The sequence below is a fragment of the Arthrobacter sp. V1I9 genome (assembly GCF_030817075.1).
Classification (GTDB): domain Bacteria; phylum Actinomycetota; class Actinomycetes; order Actinomycetales; family Micrococcaceae; genus Arthrobacter.
On sequence record NZ_JAUSYU010000001.1, the window covers coordinates 1,890,543 to 1,912,807 of the forward strand.

Here is a 22,265-nt window from a genome sequence, read left to right on the forward strand (position 1 = left end):
GGCAGCAGCAGGCGGTGGGTCAGAGGACGGAAGAATAGGCCACAACGCCGCGGCGGACCAGCGAGATGGCGTCGGAGCAAAGGCGTGCGAGACGTGGGTCCAAACCGGGAATCTTTGCCAGTTGGTCCAGCAGGTCAACCACCTGCTTGACCCAGCGGACAAAGTCCCCCGCTGCGAGGTCCGTACCGCTCAGGACGTCCTGCAGGTGCCGGCCACGCGCCCACTTGTAGATCGGCCACACCAGGCCCAGCTCGGGCTCGCCGGTCAGCGGAAGCTTGTTTTCCTCTTCCGTATCCTCAAGGGCGGACCATTCCCGGACAACGATGTCCACCGAGGTCTCCAGGGAGACACTGGGCATCCTCGGCCGCATGCCGCGGTCCTCGCGCTTGGCCTGGTACACCAGGACGCTGGCGAGGGCTGCGACTTCCACGGCGTCCAGGTCATCGAAAGCGCCCAGCCGGAGGGACTGGGAAATCAACAGGTCCTTTTCGCCGTAGATCCGCCTCAGCCTGTGCCCGTCGGGGCTGATCATCAGCCTGCCGTCCGTGGTCGGTTCGAGGTAGCCGTAGGAGGACAGGACATCGCAGACCCGGTCGAAGGTCTTGGCGATGGTGTTGGTGCGGCCCTGGATCTGCCGGACCAGCCCGTCCGTCTCCCGCCGGAGCTTCCACCAGCGCTCGGACCAGCGTGCGTGGTCCTCCCGTTCGCTGCACCCGTGGCACGGGTGGCCGCGGAGGGCGCGTCGAAGGTCCGCGATGCGCTTCTCCTGGTTGGGCAGGGACGTGGCGAGGCCGAAGTCGTTGTTCCGGTTATTGCCCGGGGCCGGCGGGCGGTTCTCCCGCAGCGCGTTCCGTGCGGAAGATGCGAGGTCACGCCGGGACTTGGGAACCTTGGCGTTGAAGGACTTGGGGATGCGGATGCGCGTCACCGGCGCGATGGGACCTTCGAGGTCATCGGTCCCCGATGCGGCGCAGCTGGTTGTCCAGCGTCAGCACAGCTGGCCGCGGTTCCCGGCTGCTGTGGTCCGAACTCAGCACAATGGCCGGTCCGGGAGCCCGTCCGCCCGGGACATGCACTACGTCACCCGGAAGCAGGCGGGCCAACGAGTCGTCGCTGAGTGACTTCCGGGCGCGTGACTTGGTCCGGGAGGTCGCGTTTTCGGCGTCGGACAGCTCCCGGCGCAACCGGGCGTACTCGGTAAAGTCCCCGAGGTGGCAGGTCATCGATTTCGCATAGCCGGCCAGCGATTCCTCACGGCTGCGGACCTGCTTGGCCAGGCCCACCACCGAGCGGTCCGCCTGGAACTGGGCGAAGGAGGATTCCAGAATCTCGCGTGCCCTGGCCCGGCCGAACTGGGCCAGGAGGTTAATACTCATGTTGTAGGTGGGCCGGAAGCTCGAGTTCAAGGGGTAGGTGCGCCGTGACGCCAGGCCGGCCACCGCCGTCGGGTCCGTTCCCGGCTGCCACAGAACCACGGCGTGGCCTTCGACGTCGATGCCCCGCCGTCCGGCACGGCCGGTCAGCTGGGTGTACTCCCCCGCAGTAATGTCCACATGGGCTTCACCGTTGAACTTGTCCAGCTTTTCGAGCACCACGGAGCGCGCCGGCATGTTGACGCCGAGGGCAAGAGTTTCCGTGGCGAACACAGCCTTGACCAGGCCGTCCGCGAAGAGCTTCTCCACGACCTCCTTGAAGGTGGGCAGCATGCCGGCATGGTGCGCCGCGAAACCGCGAAGCAGTCCGTCCCGCCAGGTCCAGAAGCCCAGGACTTCCAGGTCGTCCGGTGGAATGTCATGGCCGGCCTCGTCAACGCGCTCCGCGATGATCCGCTGCTCCTTTTCGGTGGTGAGCCACAGTCCGGAACCTACGCACTGGGCAACGGCAGCGTCACAGCCGGCCCGGGAGAAGATAAAGGTAATGGCCGGGAGGAGGTCCATGCGGTCAAGGCTTGCGATGACCTGCGGCCGGCTGGCCGGGCGCACTCCGCGTTCGTCGCCGCCCCGGCCCGGGCGGTCATTCCCGCGCCTGCCGCGCTGGCCGCGGCCGCCGGGACCACCGGGCCCAGACCTCGCGCGGAAGCTCTGCATGCTTTCACTGCGGGCAACGGTGAGGAGGTCGGGATTAACGTCAAAGCCCCGGCTTGTGGAAGCTGCCTTCCTGGAGTCCGGCTGCGCTTCGTCGGAATCCACCGGCGGAGCGATTTCGTCGAAGGTGGTTTCCCCGGCAAAGAGGTCCATGATCTGCCGGCCTACCATGACGTGCTGCCAGAGCGGCACAGGCCGGTGCTCGGAGACAATGATGTCCGTATCGCCCCGGACGGTATCAAGCCAGGCGCCGAACTCCTCGGCGTTGGAGACGGTGGCGCTGAGGGAGGCCACCTGCACTTCGCTGGGGAGGTGGATGATGACTTCTTCCCAGACGGCACCGCGGAACCGGTCTGCAAGGTAGTGCACCTCATCCATCACCACGTACCCCAGGTCGCCCAGGGTCGCCGAATCGGCGTAAAGCATGTTGCGCAGGACTTCAGTGGTCATTACTACCACGGGAGCATCGCCGTTGATGCTGGTGTCACCGGTCAGCAGGCCTACGCTGTCGGCTCCGTACTTGTCGCTGAGCTCGGTGAACTTCTGGTTGCTCAGCGCCTTGATGGGTGTGGTGTAAAACGCCTTCAGGCCGCGTTCGAGGGCCAGATAGATGGCGAACTCGCCAACAATGGTTTTGCCGGCCCCCGTAGGAGCTGCAACCAGCACGCCCCTGCCCTCCTGCAGGGAGAGGCAGGCTTGCCGCTGGAAGTCATCGAGTTCGAAATCGAGGGTGCGGGAGAAGGCTCCGAGGTATGTGGCTGCCTCTGCCCTTCGTTCAGCGCTGAGACGGTACTTTTCCGCCGGCGTGAGCTCTTCAGGATCGCTCGGACCGGTAGAGAATGGCCTGGGCTGGAACGAACCGTCGGTGGAGGACATACCCCAAGCCTAACGGGCGCTTAGAGGTTCTTCAGCTCACTGCCCGGGGTGGCGACGTCCGCTGTTGCCTCGGTTTCCGCCATCCGCTTGGCCTGCCGGCGTGCCCTGCGCTTGTCGTTCATCAGGCAGACCCCGATGGCGGCGAAAAAGAGCACCAGCAGCGGGCCTGCAAGCATAAACATGGAGATGGCGTCAGCGCCGGGGGCCGCGATGGCCGCCAGGACAAACACCAGGAACACGGTGATGCGCCAGGCCTTGAGGATGGTTTGGCCGGAGATAACTCCGGCCATGTTGATACCTACCAACACGACGGGGACCAGGAAGGCTATGCCCAGCACCAGGACCATGCGGGTCACGAACTCGATGTAGGTGCGCGCATCAATCACGCTGGACGAACCGTCCGGCGTGAACTGGGTCAGGGCCCTGACCACCTGCGGCACCACAAGCCACCCCGCCCAGATACCGGCAAGGAACAGCGGGACGGCAGCGGCCATGTAGCCCAGTGTGTAGCGCCGCTCCTTGGACGTGAGGCCCGGGGTGATGAACGCCCACAGCTGGTAGATCCAGATGGGACTCGAAATGACCACCCCGATGAGGAGCGACATCTGAAGCTTGAAGTCGAACGGAGAGGCGATGGTACCGAAGTTGATCGCCGAGAGCCCGCCGGTCTGCTGGGAGATGCGGTTGACCGGATCAGCCAGCGCCTTCAGCAGCGGATCGTAAAGTATCCAGCCTCCGATGCCGCCAATGACGACGCCGATAGCCGACTTAATCAGCCGGTTCTTCAGCTCTTTGAGGTGGTCCCAAAGAGCCATCCGCCCCTCGGGGTTGGCTTTACGGGCCCGCGACAGTGCCACTGGGGGTCAGGCGCGGTTCGACGGCGGAACGTCAGTGCCGTCGGTCGGCTCGCCGGGCTTCGCCTGGGGGTGGTTCACGATGGTGCCTTCCACCGGGCCTGAGGCGTCAGTGGACTCGGTCTTGCCGTCGTTCTTCATTTCCTTGACTTCGGACTTGATGATCCGCATTGACTGTCCGAGGCTGCGGGCCATGGCCGGAAGCTTGGGTGCGGCGAAAAGAAGCAAAGCAACAACAATGATAATTACGATGGGCCAGGGGCCATCAAAGAGTCTTCCCACGGGAAATCCTTTCGTCTAAGTACATTTTACTTCTAAGTGAAGTCCAGATCGCCGAGTGCCTGCGGCTGGCCCCGGTCCGTCTTGCGCTGCACTCGTTTGAGGCGGCGTTCTTCCCGTCGGAATGACTTGGATGCTTCGTAATCATGTCGCATGACGGTCGGGGAGGCAAAAACTGCGGAACCAGGGTGCGCCTTCGCCGGATCCGGGTCTGTGGCGGGCTGCTCAATGGGGCCCAGTTGCCCCAGCTTGTCGCCTGCGGCCCCCAGATCCTTGAGGGTGGCCATGATCTGGCGGAACAGCCGGATGCCCAACAGGACATAGAAGAGCAGTGACACCGCAACAAGCGCCACCCATATCAGGATCCAGGACCACCAAGGCATGCTGAGAAGTCTAACCGCCGTATCTGGCCAGCGCCGCCGCCAGCCAGGTGCGGGCCGCGTCGGCAAGCTCCGCGGGCGCCAGGATCCGGGCGGAACCGCCATGCTGGGCCACGAACATCGGAAGCCATGCCGTGTTGCCGAACCGTATCTCAGCCACCAGCCCGCCGTCGTCGAGCTCTGCGGTGCGTTCCGCGTAGTAGTCGTCCGCGAGCCCCCTCCCCTGCCGGGTGAGCTGGACGGTGACGATCGTATCGTCGTCCTTGGCGGTGAAGAGTTTGGCCGGAACCCCCTTGGCGGGCGTGGTCCCTGCCGGCACGGGCCGGCCATTCGGGTGGATGTCCTGAACGCGGTCCAGGCGGAAGTTCCTCAGCCCTTCCACGGAGTGGCAATAGGCCTCGAAGTACCAGATGTTGTCCAGGGAGTAGAGGCGCAGCGGGTCCACGTCGCGTTCCGAGACGCTGTCCCGCTGCGGAGCCAGGTACCTCAGGCGCAGCTGGGACCCCGACTCGATGGCCTGCCGTACGGTGGCGTGCGTTGCGGCATCAGCAGGCGCCACTTCCGGCCCGGCAAGGGAGGCTGCACGTAGCCCCTCCTCGCCGGCGGCCGCCAGGAGCTTAAGCGTTACTGATTCCAAGGCGCCGCCCTCTGCTACCTCCGGCAGGCTGTTCAGCGTCTCCAACCCGGCCAGGAGGGCGCAGGCCTCCTCCACGGTGAAGCGGACAGGTTGGGTCAGGTCCAGGTCCTGGGTGATGTAGACGTGGTCGTCCTCCCACTGGATGTCCAGCAGGTCGTCGGGGTATCCCTCCGGCAGGCCGGAACAAATGAGGATCTGCAGATCATCCTCCAGTTCCTTCCTGCTGATGCCGAAGCGATCAGCAACATCCTGAATGTGCAGGCCCTGATTGTGCACCAGGAAGGGCACCAGCTGGAGCATCCGCTTGAGCTGGTCCTCCGAGGTGCGCGCGCGGACGGGACGGGCGGGCACAGCCGCGAACTGGAACTGGGGAACGGCGGCGGCGCTGAAGTCAGCTGCGGCGCGGAGCCTGCGCCGCACGGCATGGGCCAGTTCGGCGGGAGCCGCGGCCAGGGCGTCAGGGCCATAGGACGCCAGCTCTTCAGCCATGACCTCCGGGTCCCGGTACTGCAGGCTGATCCGCTCGTAGCCGGCTTCGGGTTGCTGGAACGGGGTATTGTCCTTGGCAGCGTCCGGCGCATTGCCACTTTCAACGGCGCGGCGGCGCAAAGCCAGCAGGCGCCCCTCCCGGACGTCCACGACGGCGGTGCGCAGCGGCAGCTCCGGCAGGCGGTCCAGTTCCTGCCGGATGTTGAAGTCGCGCGGGGGCGTGAATTCCTCCCGTTCAAGGGTGGTGACCGCACTGGTGAAGCGGGAGAGCCGGAAATGGCGGGGTGCCTTCCGGGCCCGGTCGTAGCCCGCGAGGTACCAGTGCCCGAAACGGCTTCCCAGGCCCCAAGGCTCGACGGTCCGTTGTTCCTCGGTTCCGGTGCTGCCGGCAAGGTAGGTGAACGCGACGGGGTGCTTGGCATGCATCGCTGCAACCAGGTCGTCGAAGGCCTGGCCGGCGGGCTTGATCCTGGGTTGGACCCCGGCGGGCAGTTGGACGTCCGCCATGGCACCGGACGCCTGCAGCTTCCGCAGCGCACTCTGGGCGGCTGTGCCCAAGGCTGCGCGCTCCCAGAGTTGGGAGGCCAGGAGAAGTACTGTCCACTCCTCCGGTCCGAGCTGGACGTCCGGCAGGCGGTTGGATTCCTTGCCGATGCGGTAGCGGGTGGTGGCGGGGTCATCCTCGCTCCAGCCCAGGTCGGTCAGGGTTTCGACGTCGAACCCGAATTTGCGAAGGTCGCTTTTGTCCCGTTCGAACATGCGGCCGAAGGATGCCTCATTGCCGGGGGTGTCACGGTAGATCGTTTCGCGCAGTTCACTGCGGCGCAGGCCGTACCTGGTGTTGAGCAGGGCGATCAGCAGGTTCAGGAGGCGTTCAGTACGGGATGCGGACACCCTCGTTACGTTACTAAACTCCGTGCCGGAACGCAGGAAGCGCGGCAGCAACAGGATGTGATGGTCCTGTTCCTGCCGCGCTCCTGGCGGATTGCTGTGCCTGTGGTCAGCGAACGCCCACGAGGTCAACCACGAAGATCAGGGCTTCGTTGGGTTTGATGGCTCCACCGGCGCCCCGGGAACCGTAGGCAAGCTCGGAGGGGATTTCGAGGCGGCGGCGGCCACCTACCTTCATGCCCAGGAGGCCCTGGTCCCAGCCCTGGATGACCTGGCCGACTCCGACGCGGAAGTCCAGCGGCGCACCGCGGCCCCAGGAGGCGTCGAATTCTTCACCGGTGGACCAGGCTACGCCCACGTAGTGGGTGGAAACCGTGTCTCCGGCCGTGGCTTCGCGGCCGTCGCCTTCGATGAGGTCGGTGATGACGAGTTCCGTGGGGACATCGCCCTCGGGGAAATCGATTTCGGGCTTCTGGCGGTCAAAATCGCGCTGTCCAAAAGACATGGTTGCTCCTAGGTGTTTGGCAGATGATGTGCTGCTGTTGGATGCCGCGGCGGGGGCCGGGCCTGTTGCCATTGTTGCTACTTGGCTCCGAGGATGTCCACTACGAAGACAAGGTCGCCCTTGGCCTCGCCCTGGCCGGCATCGCCGTAGGCCAGGTCCTTGGGGATGACCAGCAGGACGCGTGAGCCCACGGTCTTGCCGGCAAGGCCCTGGGTCCAGCCCTTGATGACGCCGGTCAGCGGGAAGCTCGCAGGCTCGCCCCGGTCAAAGCTCGAGTCGAATTTTTTGCCGCCCACGAGGGTGACGCCGACATAGTTCACTGTCAGGGTGTCAGATTCCTTAACGGTGGCGCCGTTGCCCTTGATGAGGTCCTGGGATACCAGCGCGGTGGGAGCGGCGACACCCTTGACGTTGATCTCGGGGATGCCGTCTTTCTCGGTGACGGTAGGCAGGCCGGCGGGCGGGGTCACCGTTTCACCTTCGGGCTTCTCCAGCGCAGGGGTTACGTCCGAAGCGGAAAGCACCTTGATAATGAGGAGCTGCGTGGGCTCGGTTGCGGCTGACGGGCTCGGGCTGGCACCGCCGGAGGGGCTGGGGGCAGCAGCAGCGGCCCGACCGGGAACGGCGAGGGCAAGGCTGGAACCGACCTTGGCGCCAACTAATGCGTTGTAAATGACCTCGCTGCCGGTTTTCAGTTCCTCGTTGAGCTCCAGGGGCTCGGGCTCCCTGGGGAAGGTGTCCTCGAGCGTGGATCCGTCCGTGGCATTCAGGGCAAGGATGGAGATGTTGGCAATTTGGTTTGCCTTCACCGCCTCGCCGTCACCCTCGGTGACCACTTTGATGGTGGGTTCAGCGACTTCGAGCGGCTTGGCGAATTCCACGCCGGGAGCTTTTTTGTCCCCGTTGTCGGTCAGTTTGAGGGAGTCGAACTTCGCAGTCTCACCAGCAGACTTGCTGGTGGGCTCCGACTCTGTTGTCGAACCGCCACAGGCGGTCAGCATCAGCAAAGCGGGAAGAAGGAGTGCTAGTAGTCGGCGCACGTAAGAGAACTTTCGTCGGGGCAAGATGGAGGCGGTGATCCGCAGCTCGGCGGGCGGCACCGCGTGCAGGCCCTCGAAAGGGCTCTATCCAGAATAGCCCCTGAAGCTGGGTGTCAGCCCATAGAGTCAAGAAGGGCATCCACGCGGTCATCGACGCTGCGGAACGGATCCTTGCACAGGATGGTCTGGTGCGCCCGGTCGTTCAGTTTCAGGTGCACCCAGTCCACGGTGTAGTCCCGGCCCAACTCCTGCGCCCGCCGGACAAAGTCGCCGCGGAGCTTCGCGCGGGTGGTCTGGGGCGGCGCGTCGACGGCGTCCTTGATGACCGTGTCGTCCACGATGCGCCGCACGGCCCCACGGGACTGCAGCAGGTAGTACAGGCCGCGGCTTCTGGAGATGTCGTGGTACGTCAGGTCGAGCTGGGCTATCCGTGGGGCGTCCAGGCCGAGGCCGTGACGTTCCCGGTATTTGTCCATCAACTTCTTCTTGATGGCCCAGTCGATCTCGGTGTCGATGCCGCGGGTGTCGCCGCTTTCGATCGCCTTCAGCGTGCGTTCCCAGAGGTCGAGGATCACCGGAACGTGGGGGTTGTGGGGGCCGTGTTCCTTGACGAACGCTGTTACTTTTGTGAGGTACTCCTGCTGGATCTCCAGTGCGGTGAGTTGGCGTCCATTGGCGAGCCGGACCAGCGCCCGGCCGCTGAGGTCGTGCGAAATCTCGCGGATGCTGCGGATGGGGTTTTCCATCCGCATGTCGCGCATGATGACTCCGGCCTCGATCATTCTCAGGACGAGGTCCACCGTGCCCACCTTCATCAGGGCAGTGGCTTCAGACATGTTGGAATCGCCGACGATAACGTGAAGCCTGCGGTAGAACTCGGCATCCGCGTGCGGTTCATCCCGGGTGTTGATGATGGGCCGGGACCGGGTGGTGGCTGAGGACACGCCCTCCCAGATATGGTCCGCCCGCTGGGAAAAGGCGAAGGTTGCCCCGTGCGGCGTTTTCAGGATCTTCCCGGCGCCGGCGATGAGTTGCCTGGTGACCAGGAAGGGGATCAGGATCTCGGCCAGCCGGGAGAACTCTCCCCGGCGGGGAATAAGGTAATTTTCGTGACTGCCGTAGGAGTTCCCGGCGGAGTCCGTGTTGTTCTTGAACAGGTAGACGGTGCCGTTGAACCCCTCGGCGGCGAGGCGTGCCTGTGCCTCGTCCACGAGGTCGTCGAGGATCAGCTCCCCGGCCCGGTCGTGGGCGATCAACTGCGCGAGGTCGTCACACTCGGCCGTGGCGTACTCGGGATGGGACCCAACATCGAGGTACAGCCTGGAGCCGTTCGTAAGGAAAACGTTGGATGAACGGCCCCAGCTGACCACCTTGCGGAAGAGGTACCGGGCCACCTCCTCCGGGGCAAGAGGCCTCGAGTCGGGGCTGGAATAGGAGATCCCAAATTCCGTTTCGATGCCGAAGATTCTCTTGTCCATCTGTCCTCCTAGGCCAGCAGTGCAGTGATATCCGCGTCATCAAGCCGGCGGAAGGCGCGCCGCGAGCCGCGCGAGGTCTGGGACGACCTGTACAGGACGGCAACTTCCACAGCCTTCGGGGGAAGGGCCTTCGGCTGTTCGCCGCTCTCGGCCGCCGGAACCAATGCCCCCATTGCAAGGCGCAGGGCCTCGGCAAAGCTCAATGAACTGCGCCAGCCGTCCTCAATGGCTGCGGACACCTTGTCTGCTTGCCCGCCCATCACGACAAACTGGTGCTCGTCGGCGATGGAGCCGTCGAAGGTCAGGCGGTAGAGATGGTCCTCCGCCTGGGTAGGACCTACCTCCGCTACTGCGAGTTCAACCTCGAACGGCTTCTGCTCCGCGGTGAACACGGCGCCGAGGCTTTGTGCATAAACACTGGCGAGGCCGCGGGCGGTAACGTCCTCCCGGTCGTAGGAGTAGCCCCGGACGTCCGCGTACCTGACCCCGGCCTGCCGAAGGCTCTCAAATTCGTTGTACTTCCCGACGGCGGCGAACGCTATCTTGTCGTAGATCTCGCCAATCTTGTGCAGGGACGGCGACGGATTCTCGGCCACCAGCGCAATGCCGTCGGCGCAACTGATGACAGCAACGGACCTGCCGCGGGCTATGCCCTTCCGTGCGAAATCCGCACGGTCCTTCATCAGTTGTTCAGGCGATACGTAAAACTGCTGGGTCATGTCAAGCCTCCCGTCCGGCGCTGGTGCGGGCTTCGATGACAGTATGCGCGGCCGCGGCGAGCACGTTTTCGGCAACCCGCCGTGCCCCGGCCCGGTCCACGGTGTAGATGACCGGCCATAGCTGACGGACTGTGTCCGGTCCTCCCGTGGCGGAATCGTCGTCCGCCGCATCGTAGAGGGCTTCGACGGCGACGGAGACCGCTTCCGCCTCGCTCAGGTTTGGCCGCCACAGCTTCTTCAGGGCTCCACGGGCAAAAACGGAGCCGGAGCCGACCGTATGGTGCTCGTGTTCCTCGTACCGGCCGCCGGTGACGTCATAGGAGAAGAGCCTTCCCACGCCGGCGCCGGTATCGAACCCGGCGAAGAGCGGCACAACGGCGAGTCCCTGCATGGCGAGGGGCAGGTTGCCGCGGATCATCGCTCCGAGCCTGTTGGCCTTACCCTCCAGGCTAAGAAGGGTGCCCTCAATCTTCTCGTAGTGCTCGAGTTCCACCTGGAAGAGACGGGTGAGGTCAATGGCTATGCCGGCAGTGCCCGCGATGCCCAGGACGGAGTAACGGTCGGCGGGAAAAACTTTCTCAATGTGCCTGCTGGCGATCACATTGCCCATGGTGGCCCGCCTGTCCCCCGCCATCAGCACCCCGCCGGCGTAGCTCATGGCCACAATGGTGGTGGCGTGCGGAACCTGCAGCGGCGCGGTTCCGGGCGCAGCGGACTGAACTCCCCTGTTGTACGGCAGGAGTTCGGGCCGGTCCCGCTGCAGATGTTCCGTAAAGGACGAGGTGGCGTTGGCGGCTACCTGGTGGGCGGTTGATTCCTGCACTCATGCACTCCTTGAACGTAATTCTTCAACGTCGGTACAGATTCCGGCCGTCCGCGGCTTCCGCCACCTGCCGGGTCCCGGTTACTGACCGCCCTTTTGGACGAATGCGCGTACGAATTCCTCGGCGTTGGATTCGAGAACTCCGTCGATCTCGTCGAGGAGGTCGTCCACGCCTTCGGTTGATGCTGATGCCTGCGCTTCAGGCGGCGCCGGCGGGGCCTCGGGAATGTCCTCGTCGACCTGGCTGTCGCGCGATTGCGGCTGCTGCTGCTCCTGGCCTGCCATTGTTACCTCTCCCTTTCCTGCCGTCGGATCCGGCGGATCCTCCGATATGCCCATCCTGCCACGATGCAGGCCGTCCGGCGCGGTTTATGCCGCAGGCGGAGCGCTGTTGTGTCCCAGGAGCTCCGCGAGGAACGGGCCCGCTTCCCGGTAGCGCTGGAACAACGCTCCGGTCAGGGCTTTGGTTCCCCGAAGAGGCTCCCTGGTAGGCACTCGCTGGAGCCTGCCGTAGCCCGGGACGTCGAAGATCACTGAGTCCCAGCTGGCACCTACTACGTCCTTGCCGAAGTTGCTGATGCACTTTCCGCGGAAGAACGCACGGGTGTCCGGCGGCGGCTCGCCCACGGCAGCCGCTATGGCGCCGTCGTCGACAATCCTGTCCATGCGGTTCCTGGCAAGGAACCGGTAGTAGAGGCCCTTTTCCGGCCTGATGTCCGCCCACTGGAGATCAATGAGCCCGAGCCGGGCGTCGTTCCACGCCAGGCCGTCGCGATCCCTGTAACCCTCGAGGAGCGAGAGCTTGGCCAGCCATTCCACCGAGCTGGCCGCCGCGGCCTTGTCGCTGTCCAGCTGCGTAAGTACGGTGGCCCAGCGGTCCAGGACGTCATGGGTGTGCCCGTCGCCGTCGATGGCATCACCGACACCTGTATCCTGCGCCAGCTTGGCGGCTGCTTCGTGGTACATCCACTGGAGGTCGAGTGCCGTCACGCGACGGCCGTCCAGCAGCCGCATGGTTGCGGTGAGGGACGTATCGTGGCTCACCGTTTGGAGGGCGGCCACCGGCTCGTAAACCTCAATCTTTGGCGCGAGCCCCGCCTCGATGAGGCTGAGGACCATGGCCGTGGTCCCGAACTTCAGGTAATTAGAGACCTGGCTGAGGTTGGCATCGCCAATGATGACGTGCAGGCGGCGGTATTTGTCGGCCGTCGCGTGCGGCTCGTCCCGGGTGTTGATGATGGGACGGCGGATGGTGGTTTCGAGGCCCACTTCTGCCTCGAAGAAATCGGCCCGCTGGCTGATCTGGTAGCCAGGGGTGGAAGCGTCCTGGCCGATCCCCACCCTGCCGGACCCGCAAAGGATCTGGCGGCTGATGAAGAATGGCGTCAAGCCGCGAACGATGTCCCCAAACGGAACGGAGCGGGGCATGAGGTAGTTTTCATGTGACCCGTAGGACACCGATTTGTTGTCTGTGTTGTTTTTGTAGAGGTTCACCTGTGGCAGGTCGGGGTCCAAGGCCAGACGCCGTACTGTTGCCAGCGCAACGAGGTCACCCGCGGCGTCCCACGTGACGGCATCATGCGGGTTCGTCACCTCAGGGCTTGAATACTCGGGGTGGGCGTGGTCCACGTACAGCCTGGCACCATTACCCAGGACCATGTTCATCAGGAGGGTTCCGGACTCATCCTGCCCGTCGAGCTCCAGTTCCTCCCTGCCGTAGGCCAGTGCCACTGCTTCCGCGTCCAGCACCGGCGGCTGGTCGGTCAGCTGGCTGGGGTGGGCCGAGCCCCTGTCCACTGTCCAGCCCCTCGCGTCGTGAAGGGGCTCTTCGTCGGTGTAGTCCCACCGCGTTTCCGCTCCGCCGGCGGCACGCTGGCGTGTCACCTGGGCATAGGCCTGGACCACCCGCGCGCTCATCATGGTTGCGTTCGCCGACGGGGCGGACGGGGCATGGATCCCGTATTCGGTTTCTGCTCCCATGACACGCATGGCCCCGCCCGCGGGGAGGGCGCCCCCGGCGGCGGGCTCCGGCGCAGCCGTCACAGATACTGCCCTGTGGTGGGCATCGTTTCGATCGATTTTCCAGGCTCCTGGCCGGCCTTGCCCTGGACGATGGTGCGGATGTACGTGATCCGCTCACCCTTCTTGCCGGAGATCCGGGCCCAGTCGTCCGGATTGGTGGTGTTCGGCATGTCCTCGTGTTCACGGAACTCGTCCACCACGGCCCGCAGCAGGTGCTCGATCCGCAGCCCCTTTTGGTGCGTGGTGAGCAGGTCCTTGATGGCGTACTTCTTGGCCCGGTCCACCACGTTCTGCACTACGGCACCGGAGTTGAAGTCCTTGAAGTAGAGCATTTCGGTGTCGCCGTTGGCGTACGTGACTTCCAGGAACTCATTTGATTTGTCCGTGGAGTACATGGCTTCCACCGTGCGCTGGACCATTGCGTCCACCGTGGCCTGGACGTCGCCGTCGTGCTCTGCAAGGTCAGACTCGTGGAACGGCAGATCCGTGGTGATGTACTTGTTGAAAATGTCCGCAGCAGCCTCGGCATCCGGGCGGTGGATCTTGACCTTAACGTCCAGCCGGCCGGGCCGAAGGATGGCCGGATCAATCATGTCCTCCCGGTTGGACGCGCCGATGACGATGACGTTGTCCAGCCGCTCCACGCCGTCGATCTCACTCAGCAGCTGGGGCACGATGGTTGTTTCGACGTCGGAGGAAATGCCGGTGCCGCGGGTGCGGAACAGCGAATCCATCTCATCAAAAAACACCACTACGGGGCTGCCGTCCGAGGCCTTTTCGCGGGCGCGGGAGAAAATGAGCCGGATATGGCGCTCCGTCTCGCCCACATACTTGTCCAGGAGCTCGGGGCCCTTGATGTTGAGGAAGTAGCTTTTCAGGTCCACGTTTCCGGAGCGTTCGGCGGCACGGGCGGCAAGCGAATTGGCAACGGCCTTGGCGATGAGGGTCTTACCGCAGCCGGGAGGGCCGTACAGCAGGATGCCCTTGGGTGCCTTCAGGCCGTGTTCCCGGTAAAGGTCCGGGTGCAGGAACGGTAGTTCGACGGCGTCGCGGATCTGTTCGATCTGGGGCCCCAGTCCGCCGATGTCCTCGTAGGTGATGTCCGGGACCTCCTCCAGGACCAGGTTTTCCACCTCCGACCGCGGCACTTTTTCAAGTGCGTAGCCGGTCCTCGAGTCGATGGAGAGGGCGTCGCCCACCCGGAGCTTTTCGGCCAGGAGGGCACCGGAAAGCCGGACCACCCGCTCCTCATCGGCACGCCCCACCACGAGGACGCGGTCGGAGCCGAGCATCTCCTTGAGCGTGGCCAGCTCGCCTGCACGCTCGTAACCGAGTCCGGCGACGACGAGGAGCGCCTCGTTCAGGAGGACCTCCTGGCCCACGGCCAGTTGGTTGATGTTCACCAGCGGGCTGATGCCCACGCGCATTTTCCGGCCGGCGTTGAAGATGTCCACTGATTCTTCAGTGGCGGCCTGCCCGCTGCTGCCCGACGAGGGCTGCCTGCGCGGGTTCAGCTGAAGAATGGTGCCGAAGCTGTAGGGAGGCTGTCCTTCCTGGTCCAAGGCGTTTTTCAGCCGAAGGATCTCGGCCTTCGCGGCCTCAAGCATCGTAACCAGCTTGGTGTTGTTCTGCGTTGCCGCAGCCAGCTGGCGGTCGATGTGCCTGAGCTTGTCCCTGAGGATGTTGACCTGGCGGTCCGCAACCGAGAGGTCGTTGGCGGCAGACTGCTCTGCCGGTGTACGTCCGGAGTCCTGGTTTGGCGTCTCCATGATGTATCAGCCCCTTCCTGCGCTTCTATTAAGACCTTAGTCCCAAGATGGCAGGTAGGGAGGGAGACTCCCGAAATATGGACTAGTTCGTGATCTCCGGGGTGTCCTTGACGTTGGTGCCCGCTATGGCATCGCGGGCGGCGCGCCGAAGCTTCTTGTCGGAGACCAGCCGCTCCCCCACAGCACCCGGCGTCCAGGCGTTGACGTCCTCTTCGTTGAAGTCTGTCTTGGAGGGGCGCCGCTTGACGGAGATGCCGGTGACGCCGTCGGCCAGCCGGCGCGTGACCAACAGGAACCCCGTGTGGGCCACCATGCGATGGTCCGGGCGGACGGCAAGGCCCTCGAGGTGCCAGCCGCGGACCATGGACTCCCAGGCGTCGGGCTCCGTGAAGCGGCCGTCTGCGCGGATGGCCTCGGCCGTCCGGGAGAGCTGCGTGACGGTAGCCACATAGTTGATCCACACGCCGCCCGGCGCCAGGACTGTAGCCACGGCATCGAGGCACTCCCAAGGCGCCAGCATGTCCAGTACCACGCGGTCCACCGAGCCGGGCGCCTCGCTCCGCACAACTTCCTCCTGGAAGTCACCCAGGGAGATCTGCCAGGCGGGGTGCGGGCCGCCGAAGATGGTCTCTACGTTCCCGCGGGCGATGTCCGCGAACTCTTCACGCCGTTCAAAGGAGTGCAGGTAGCCATTGTCTCCAACAGCCCGCAGGAGGGAGATGGAGAGGGCGCCGGAGCCAACGCCCGCCTCCACTACCCGGGCGCCCGGGAAGATGTCGGCCATGGTGACGATCTGCCCGGCGTCCTTCGGGTAAACCACGGCAGCGCCGCGGGGCATGGAGAGGACGAAATCAGAGAGGAGGGGGCGGAGGGTCTGGTACTGCTGGCCAACGTTGTTGACGACTACTGACCCGTCCATCTTGCCGATGATTTCATCGTGGTTCAGGAAGCCGCGGTGGGTGTGGAAGGCGCCGCCGCTTTCGAGCGTGACAGTGTTCATACGTCCACGCTCGTCGGTCAGCTGGACGCGTTCACCTTCCCGGAAGGGTCCGCGGCGACGGGCAGCTCCCACCGGCTGCGAGCCGCTGCCGGCAACACCGGCTTGGGCTGCTGCTGTGGCTTCGTTGACGGCAGTTTCGCTGCTCATGATTTTCCTCACTCCTGTAAAACTGTTGCGCCCCCGCGTCAATGGCTTCAAAGACATTGTGGCTTCTGCGGCGGCAATGCACGACCGGCAGGTAACTCTACCGGTTCCGGCCCTGCGGTTGCCTACCGGGTTGCTGGCGCCTGCCCGTGATCGCGGACAATACGGCGTGCTGGGAGAGTAGCCCGGTAACCCTGCCGTTGTGGTCCACCACGGCGTAGTCCCGCCCTTCGAGCTGGGACAGGAAGTGGAGAAGTTCCTGCCCTTTCGACCATTCCGGCACATACGCGCCGGCGGCCAGGGCATACGAAACAGCAGTGATGGGAGTGGTCCCCGCCGCAGAGGCGGGAACCGATGCAAGCGCCGACGGATCAACCACGGCCTCTGGGCGTCCGTCAACACCGCAGACCACTACCGCGGTTGAGCCCGGTGGACCAAGCCGGAGGGCGTCCTGGACCGACGCAGTGGCAGGCAACCCTACGGCCGGCGTCGACAAGCCGGCCGCACTGACCAGGTGAAGGCGCCCGCGCAGCGTTCCCTGCTGAATGGCTGCCGAAGCACCCATCCACAGGAAACCGCCCACCAGGATAGTGATCATGAGCAGGCTGAACTCCGGCGATTCACCGGCAAGCAGCGGCCGCAGGATGAACCAGTAGCCGAGGGCAATAACGATGAGGCGTCCGCCCCATCCTGCTGCCACCGTCCCTTTGGCCTGGCTGCCGGTGGCTTTCCAAACGACGGACTCCACCAGCCTGCCCCCGTCCAGCGGGAGCCCCGGCAGGACGTTGAAGACGGCAATAAGGAAGTTCGCCCACATGAAGATGTTCGTGAGGATTTCGGCGACGCTGCCGAGGGTGGCACCGGTCAGCATCAGCCAGGCACCGGCGGCCAGGACAAAGTTGGCGGCGGGGCCGGCCAGTGCCACCAGGACGGACCGTCCGGGGGTGGCAGTGAAGCTTTCGAACTGCGTGTGCCCGCCCCAAAGGTTGAGCACGATTTTCTGCGTTGGCCACCCGTAGATCTTGGCCGTCAGGGCATGGGCCAGTTCGTGGACCAGGACCGAGATGAGCAGCAGGACAGCGTAGGCGAACGCGACGACGTAGGCGCTGGCACCAAGGGCCGGGTTGCTGCGGTCAAGTACCGGCCCGTAAACAATCACGGTGAAGGCAGCGATGAGGAACCACGAATAGGCCAGGACAACAGGAACACCGGCAATCCTGCCCAGCGGGATGCCTTCGCGGCGAACCGGAGCCGCCGTCTCAGTCATGGGAGCTCACCGGGACTCCCGCGGGTATTGCAGCGGACGGCGCCGCTGAGCGGGCCAGAACCAGGTCCTCGAGATCGGCCAGCGAGCGTTCCGCCAAGGACTCCCACAACGTGTACCGGCGGTCCGCCGGCAGCGGGACGATGTGGGGAATGGCAACGGTGGCCACGCCGGACGCCACTGCCGCCGCCACGCCGGGTTCTGAATCTTCCAGCGCCACGCAGTGGTGGATGCCCAGGTCCGGGTCCTCCTGCTGGAGCAGTTCCACCGCTTTCAGGTACGCCTCGGGGTGCGGCTTTCCTTGCGTCACGGTGTCCCCGGTGACCACCACCTCGAAGTACGGCCGCGGCAGGCTGGCCACCACTTCCCGGGCGAGCGGCCCCTCGGACATGGTGACAAGGGCGCACCTGACACCGGCAAGGTGGAGGTTTTCCAGGAGTTCCCGGGCACCCGGGCGCCACGGCACGCTCTTCCTGACACTGGCCACTACTTCAGCGGTGAGGGTGTCGATGATTTGGCGGATCCCGAGATCGACGCCGGCCTGCTGGAGGAGGCCGGCGGAGAACGTCAGGGACTGTCCTACCAGCTGCATGGCCTGTTCATGGGACCACGTCCCGCCGTGAGCTTCCACCAGCGCATGTTCAGCCGCTATCCAGTAGGGCTCCGTATCCACGATGGTGCCGTCCATGTCCCAGAGGACGGCTTTGAGCGGGGAACTGGAGGCTGGCAATCGCATGCCCCCAGTCTACGGGGACAGTCTGGACGGGGGCTGTGGCTACGCCCTCGGCGAATACAGCCGGGTTTGCTGCCGTTTGGCCACAGTCAGGCGCACTTTTCGGCGCTTCATTCAATGCGAGACCCTGCTCCTTGGACGTAGGGTGAAGAAATGAATAGCTTCGAGGGAGACACCACCGAACCGGGTGCCGTACCCGCCCGTGAGCGGTTCCTGCAGCCTGTGGCTGACGGGCAGCGCGTCACAGTGATGCTGGCCGCCTTTGAAGGCTGGAACGACGCCGGCGAGGCCGCAAGCGATTCACTGCGGTACCTGAACAAGCTGTGGGGCGGCAAGAAGGTGGCCTCCATAGACGCCGATGAGTACTACGACTTTCAGTTCACCCGCCCGACTGTCCGCCGGAACGCCGCGGGCGAACGCAAGATCAAGTGGCCCTCCACGCGGATCTACAAGGCCAGCGCGCCTGGTTCGAACGTGGACGTCATTTTTGTCCAGGGTACCGAGCCGTCCTATAAATGGCGGGCCTACACCGCCGAACTCCTGGTGCACGCAGAAGCGCTGAACGTTGACTACGTTGTCCTGGTGGGCGCCCTGCTGGCAGATGTACCGCACAGCCGGCCCATTCCGGTGAGCACCTCATCGGACGATGCACCACTGCGGGAACGCATGAACCTGGAAGCATCCCAGTACGAAGGCCCGGTAGGAATTGTGGGAGTGCTTTCAGAAGTCGCGCTCCTGGCGGGCATCCCCACGGTCTCGCTGTGGGCGGCCGTCCCCCATTACGTGGCCCAGGCGCCGTCGCCGAAGGCGCAGCTGGCCCTCCTCCACCGGATAGAGGAGCTCCTGCAGGTTCCGCTGGACACCCATGAGCTGGCTGAGGAAGCCGACGCGTGGGAACGGGGCGTGGACGAATTGGCCACCGAGGACCCAGAGATCGCCGCCTACGTCCGCCAGCTTGAAGAGGCAAAGGACACGGCAGACCTTCCGGAAGCGACCGGCGAGTCCATTGCCCGCGAGTTTGAGCGTTACCTCAAACGCCGCGGGCAGGACAGGCCGTAAGGCGCCCGCTCCCGCGCCCGCCCGCCGGAGGAGGCCCTTACGCAGAAGGCTCCCCTGCACCAGTCGCCTTGACCGGCGGCTTGGTCAGAGACGGATGCCGAGAAGGGCGTCGACGGCGTCCCGCACCAATGCCTGATCCTCACCGCTCGCAGGGCCGGCGGCAGAGTTGGACTGGCGCGCCCAGCGGGAAACAGCCGCAAGCGCGGCGGGTGCGTCAAGGTCGGAAGCCAGGGCAACTCGCATCTCTGCAATGAGGGCTGGACCCGAGCCGGCGGGAGCGTGGCCGAGTGCCGTGCGCCATGCGGCAAGATCGGCTTTGGCGGCCTCGAATCCTTCGTCCGTCCAGGACCAGTCCGAACGGTAGTGGTGTGCGAGGATGGCGAGCCGGATGGCCGCCGGGTCCTCCCCCGCTGCGCGCAGTTTTGATACCAGCACCAGGTTGCCCTTGGACTTGCTCATCTTTTCGCCGTCCATGCCCACCATTCCGGCGTGGGCGTAGTGCTTGGCGAGCGGGACCCCGGCGAGTGAGTATGCGTGGCCGGCACCCATTTCGTGGTGCGGGAAGATCAGGTCCGAGCCGCCGCCCTGCACGGTGAAGGGTGAGGGCAGGTATTTCTGCGCAATGACCGTACATTCGATATGCCAGCCGGGTCTGCCTGGTCCCAGGCTCCCGCCGGGCCAGCTCGGCTCGCCTTCCCGCTCCACCCGCCACAACAGCGGGTCCAGGGCCTGGCGCTTCCCGGACCGGCCGGGGTCACCGCCTCGTTCGGCGAAGAGCTCCAGCATCTCGCTTTCCGAGAGGCCGGAGATCGATCCCAGGGACCACGCGTCCGGTGACGCGGACTGCTTGCCCGCTGCTTCGACGTCGTAATAAACATCTCCGTCGGGCTCCCCGTTGGTGCCCTGCACCTTGTAGGCCAGCCCCAGGCTGACGAGCCGTTCCACCTCGGGCACGATCAGGGAGATGGATTCGACGGCGCCCACGTAGTGGTCGGGGGCGAGGACGTTAAGTGCCTGCATGTCTGTCTGGAACAGCTCGATCTGGCTTGCCGCCAGGTCGCGCCAGTCCACGCCCGTGGCCGTGGCGCGTTCCAGCAGCGGATCGTCGACGTCGGTCACGTTCTGGACATACGACACCTCATGGCCGGCGTCGCGCCACACCCGGTTGAGGAGGTCGAACGCCACATAGCTTGCAGCGTGGCCCATGTGCGTGGCGTCGTACGGCGTGATGCCGCAAACGTACATGGAGGGCCGGCCGTGCGTTTCCAGGGCCACCTCCCGGCCTACGGCGGTATCGAACAACCGGATGGCTGGCATGCTGCCGGGCACGTCGGGAACAGGGCGGGAGATCCAGGATTTCACACGCCAAGCCTAGTGCTAGGCACTGATGACATTGAAACCGAGGAGGAGGTACAGGGCGAGGCCCAGGAAGATCCGGTACCAGACGAACAGGCGGTAGCTGCGGGTGGAGACGAATTTCAGGAACCAGCCGATGATGATGTACCCCACCACAAGCGCGATTACTGTGGCCAGGGCTGTTTCCGGCAGTCCGTAGGGGCCGGTGATGCCCTCCTTGGTGACGGTTTTGTAGAGCTGGAAGAGCCCGCTGCCGAACACCGCGGGAATAGCCAGCAGGAACGAGTACCGTGCGGCCGCTTCGCGGGTGTAGCCCATCAGGAGGCCTGCGGTGATGGTGCCGCCGGACCTGGACACGCCGGGAATGAGCGCCATGGCCTGGGCGAAGCCGTAAAGGATGCCGTGCTTGTACGTCAGTTGGCTGAGGTCCCGGTCCTGTTTGCCCACTGCGTCCGCGACGGCAAGGAACAGGCCGAACACAATCAGCATGGTGGCGACGATCCACATGCTCCGGAGCACTGACTCGATCTGGTCCTGGAACAGCAGGCCCAGGACAACAATGGGCAGGCTTCCCAGGATCACAAGCCAACCCATCCTGGCGTCAGGGTCCTGCCTGGAGACTTTTCCGGCGAGGGAACCGGACCATGCCTTCACAATCCGGACGATGTCCCGCCAGAAATAGATCACTACCGCTGTTTCGGTGCCCAGTTGGGTAATGGCGGTGAAAGCTGCACCGGGGTCGGCGGCATTGGGCAGAAACTGCCCCACGATCCGCAGATGGGCGCTTGATGAGATCGGTAGAAATTCGGTCAGTCCCTGCACAAGGCCCAGCAGGGCCGCCTCAAACCAGTTCACGCTAAGACCCTACGGCATGGGCAGTGCTGGTTCTGCCCGTAAGCTTGCTGCTATGCAGCAGCGTTACGTCGGCAACAGTGGATTGCGAGTTTCCGCCCTATCCCTTGGCACCATGTCTTGGGCCGGCGAGACCGACGAACAGGACGCCTCGGAACTCCTGCGCACCTTCCTGAACGCAGGCGGCCGGCATGTGGACACGGCTGCCTCCTATGCCGACGGACGGTCGGAGGCAATGGTGGGGTCGATGCTGGGCGACGTGGTGGCCCGCACGGAGATCTCCATCTCCACCAAAGCGGGACTGACGACGCCGGATGGGCGCCGCGGCGTGGACACGTCACGGAACGCAATGCTCACCGGCCTGGAGGCCAGCCTGGCCAGGCTGGGCACGGACTACGTGGACATCTGGTTCGCTGAGGCCTGGGACGGCAACGTGCCCCTGGAGGAAACTCTGTCTGCGTTGGAGTATGCCGTCCGTACCGGCAGGGCCAGGTACGCCGGAGTGTCAAATTTCAACGGCTGGCAGACGGCCAAGGCCGCGGCCATTGCAGGCTTTCCCCTCGTCGCCGCCCAGGCCGAATACTCGTTCCTGCAGCGGCGGCCGGAAGCTGAGCTGATTCCGGCAGTTGAGGATGCAGGCCTGGGCCTGATGGCATGGGCGCCACTGGGGCGTGGGGTGTTAACCGGGAAGTACCGCGGCAGCATCCCCACCGGTTCCCGGGGAGCATCTGCAACGGAAGCCGGCTACGTGGAGCCTTACCTTGACGGGAAGGCGTCCAGGACCGTCGAGGCGGTGTGCATGGCGGCCAAGGGACTGGGCCGGAGCCCCCAGGACGTGTCTCTGAGCTGGCTGCTGTCCCAGCACGGGGTTGCGACGGCGATCGTTGGCCCGCGTACGCCTGCTCAGCTCAAGGAGATCCTGGATGCGCAGCTGTCGCCGCTGCCGCCTGAGATTGCCTGCGCCCTGGAGGACGCTTCAGCCCTGGCCTAGGGCTGGTCACAACGTCCGCG

At 64.9% G+C, this 22,265-nt stretch carries 19 protein-coding genes and 1 pseudogene; 2 read left to right on the forward strand and 18 right to left on the reverse strand.

Translation table 11 applies throughout. The annotated features are described in order from the left end of the window. Positions 1-19 precede the first annotated feature (19 nt). From QFZ70_RS09025 to QFZ70_RS09100, 16 genes and pseudogenes are all read right to left on the reverse strand, one after another. A pseudogene (locus QFZ70_RS09025) lies at positions 20-2,960 on the reverse strand (DEAD/DEAH box helicase). 20 nt (positions 2,961-2,980) lie between these two features. Next, a complete protein-coding gene (tatC, locus tag QFZ70_RS09030; RefSeq protein WP_307095031.1) occupies positions 2,981-3,775 on the reverse strand; it encodes a twin-arginine translocase subunit TatC in 795 nt (264 codons plus the stop codon). Positions 3,776-3,823: 48 nt separating this feature from the next. After that, positions 3,824-4,096 carry a Sec-independent protein translocase subunit TatA gene (gene tatA, locus QFZ70_RS09035; RefSeq protein WP_307095033.1) on the reverse strand — a complete coding sequence of 91 codons (273 nt, stop codon included), beginning with the start codon at positions 4,094-4,096 and terminating at the stop codon, positions 3,824-3,826. Positions 4,097-4,128: 32 nt separating this feature from the next. Beyond that, on the reverse strand, positions 4,129-4,476 hold the full coding sequence (locus tag QFZ70_RS09040) for a hypothetical protein (RefSeq protein ID WP_307095035.1): 348 nt from the start codon (positions 4,474-4,476) through the stop codon (positions 4,129-4,131). A gap of 10 nt (positions 4,477-4,486) precedes the next feature. After that, complete coding sequence (locus tag QFZ70_RS09045) at positions 4,487-6,493, reverse strand: YafY family protein (protein ID WP_307095037.1); 2,007 nt, start codon at positions 6,491-6,493, stop codon at positions 4,487-4,489. 106 nt (positions 6,494-6,599) lie between these two features. Then, complete coding sequence (locus QFZ70_RS09050) at positions 6,600-6,995, reverse strand: FKBP-type peptidyl-prolyl cis-trans isomerase (protein WP_307095040.1); 396 nt, start codon at positions 6,993-6,995, stop codon at positions 6,600-6,602. A gap of 77 nt (positions 6,996-7,072) precedes the next feature. After that, entirely contained in the window at positions 7,073-8,035 is a 963-nt protein-coding gene (locus QFZ70_RS09055; RefSeq protein ID WP_307095041.1) for an FKBP-type peptidyl-prolyl cis-trans isomerase, read from the reverse strand. A gap of 113 nt (positions 8,036-8,148) precedes the next feature. Continuing rightward, a complete protein-coding gene (gene pafA, locus QFZ70_RS09060) occupies positions 8,149-9,513 on the reverse strand; it encodes a Pup--protein ligase (protein ID WP_307095042.1) in 1,365 nt (454 codons plus the stop codon). 8 nt (positions 9,514-9,521) lie between these two features. Next, complete coding sequence (gene prcA / locus QFZ70_RS09065; RefSeq protein ID WP_307095044.1) at positions 9,522-10,232, reverse strand: proteasome subunit alpha; 711 nt, start codon at positions 10,230-10,232, stop codon at positions 9,522-9,524. A 1-nt stretch (position 10,233) separates the two neighbouring features. Then, positions 10,234-11,055 carry a proteasome subunit beta gene (gene prcB, locus QFZ70_RS09070; RefSeq protein WP_307095045.1) on the reverse strand — a complete coding sequence of 274 codons (822 nt, stop codon included), beginning with the start codon at positions 11,053-11,055 and terminating at the stop codon, positions 10,234-10,236. An 81-nt stretch (positions 11,056-11,136) separates the two neighbouring features. Then, positions 11,137-11,340: a ubiquitin-like protein Pup gene (locus tag QFZ70_RS09075; protein ID WP_015937113.1), complete on the reverse strand. Its 204-nt coding sequence runs from the start codon at positions 11,338-11,340 to the stop codon at positions 11,137-11,139. An 84-nt stretch (positions 11,341-11,424) separates the two neighbouring features. Next, positions 11,425-13,098 carry a depupylase/deamidase Dop gene (dop, locus tag QFZ70_RS09080; RefSeq protein ID WP_373461560.1) on the reverse strand — a complete coding sequence of 558 codons (1,674 nt, stop codon included), beginning with the start codon at positions 13,096-13,098 and terminating at the stop codon, positions 11,425-11,427. Further along, on the reverse strand, positions 13,095-14,846 hold the full coding sequence (gene arc / locus QFZ70_RS09085) for a proteasome ATPase (protein WP_307095046.1): 1,752 nt from the start codon (positions 14,844-14,846) through the stop codon (positions 13,095-13,097). The genes dop and arc overlap by 4 nt, the downstream gene beginning before the upstream one ends. 82 nt (positions 14,847-14,928) lie before the next feature. Continuing rightward, the gene (locus tag QFZ70_RS09090; RefSeq protein WP_307095048.1) at positions 14,929-15,993 is read right to left on the reverse strand and encodes a tRNA (adenine-N1)-methyltransferase; all 1,065 of its coding nucleotides are present in this window, start codon (positions 15,991-15,993) and stop codon (positions 14,929-14,931) included. A gap of 97 nt (positions 15,994-16,090) precedes the next feature. Continuing rightward, positions 16,091-17,257: a site-2 protease family protein gene (locus QFZ70_RS09095; RefSeq protein WP_307095049.1), complete on the reverse strand. Its 1,167-nt coding sequence runs from the start codon at positions 17,255-17,257 to the stop codon at positions 16,091-16,093. Then, positions 17,250-17,990 carry an HAD family phosphatase gene (locus QFZ70_RS09100; protein WP_307095051.1) on the reverse strand — a complete coding sequence of 247 codons (741 nt, stop codon included), beginning with the start codon at positions 17,988-17,990 and terminating at the stop codon, positions 17,250-17,252. Before QFZ70_RS09100 ends, QFZ70_RS09095 begins: the two co-directional genes overlap by 8 nt. Positions 17,991-18,140: 150 nt before the next feature. Between QFZ70_RS09100 and QFZ70_RS09105 the strand changes: the two genes are divergently transcribed. Continuing rightward, positions 18,141-19,046, forward strand: coding sequence for a PAC2 family protein (locus tag QFZ70_RS09105; protein ID WP_307095052.1), 906 nt, complete (start codon positions 18,141-18,143; stop codon positions 19,044-19,046). An 84-nt stretch (positions 19,047-19,130) separates the two neighbouring features. Here the strand turns inward: QFZ70_RS09105 and mshC are convergent, their stop codons facing one another. Beyond that, on the reverse strand, positions 19,131-20,408 hold the full coding sequence (mshC, locus tag QFZ70_RS09110; protein ID WP_307095054.1) for a cysteine--1-D-myo-inosityl 2-amino-2-deoxy-alpha-D-glucopyranoside ligase: 1,278 nt from the start codon (positions 20,406-20,408) through the stop codon (positions 19,131-19,133). A gap of 15 nt (positions 20,409-20,423) precedes the next feature. Then, positions 20,424-21,257: an undecaprenyl-diphosphate phosphatase gene (locus QFZ70_RS09115; protein WP_307095055.1), complete on the reverse strand. Its 834-nt coding sequence runs from the start codon at positions 21,255-21,257 to the stop codon at positions 20,424-20,426. Between the two features lie 52 nt (positions 21,258-21,309). Between QFZ70_RS09115 and QFZ70_RS09120 the strand changes: the two genes are divergently transcribed. Beyond that, positions 21,310-22,245: an aldo/keto reductase gene (locus QFZ70_RS09120; protein WP_307095057.1), complete on the forward strand. Its 936-nt coding sequence runs from the start codon at positions 21,310-21,312 to the stop codon at positions 22,243-22,245. Positions 22,246-22,265 lie beyond the last annotated feature (20 nt).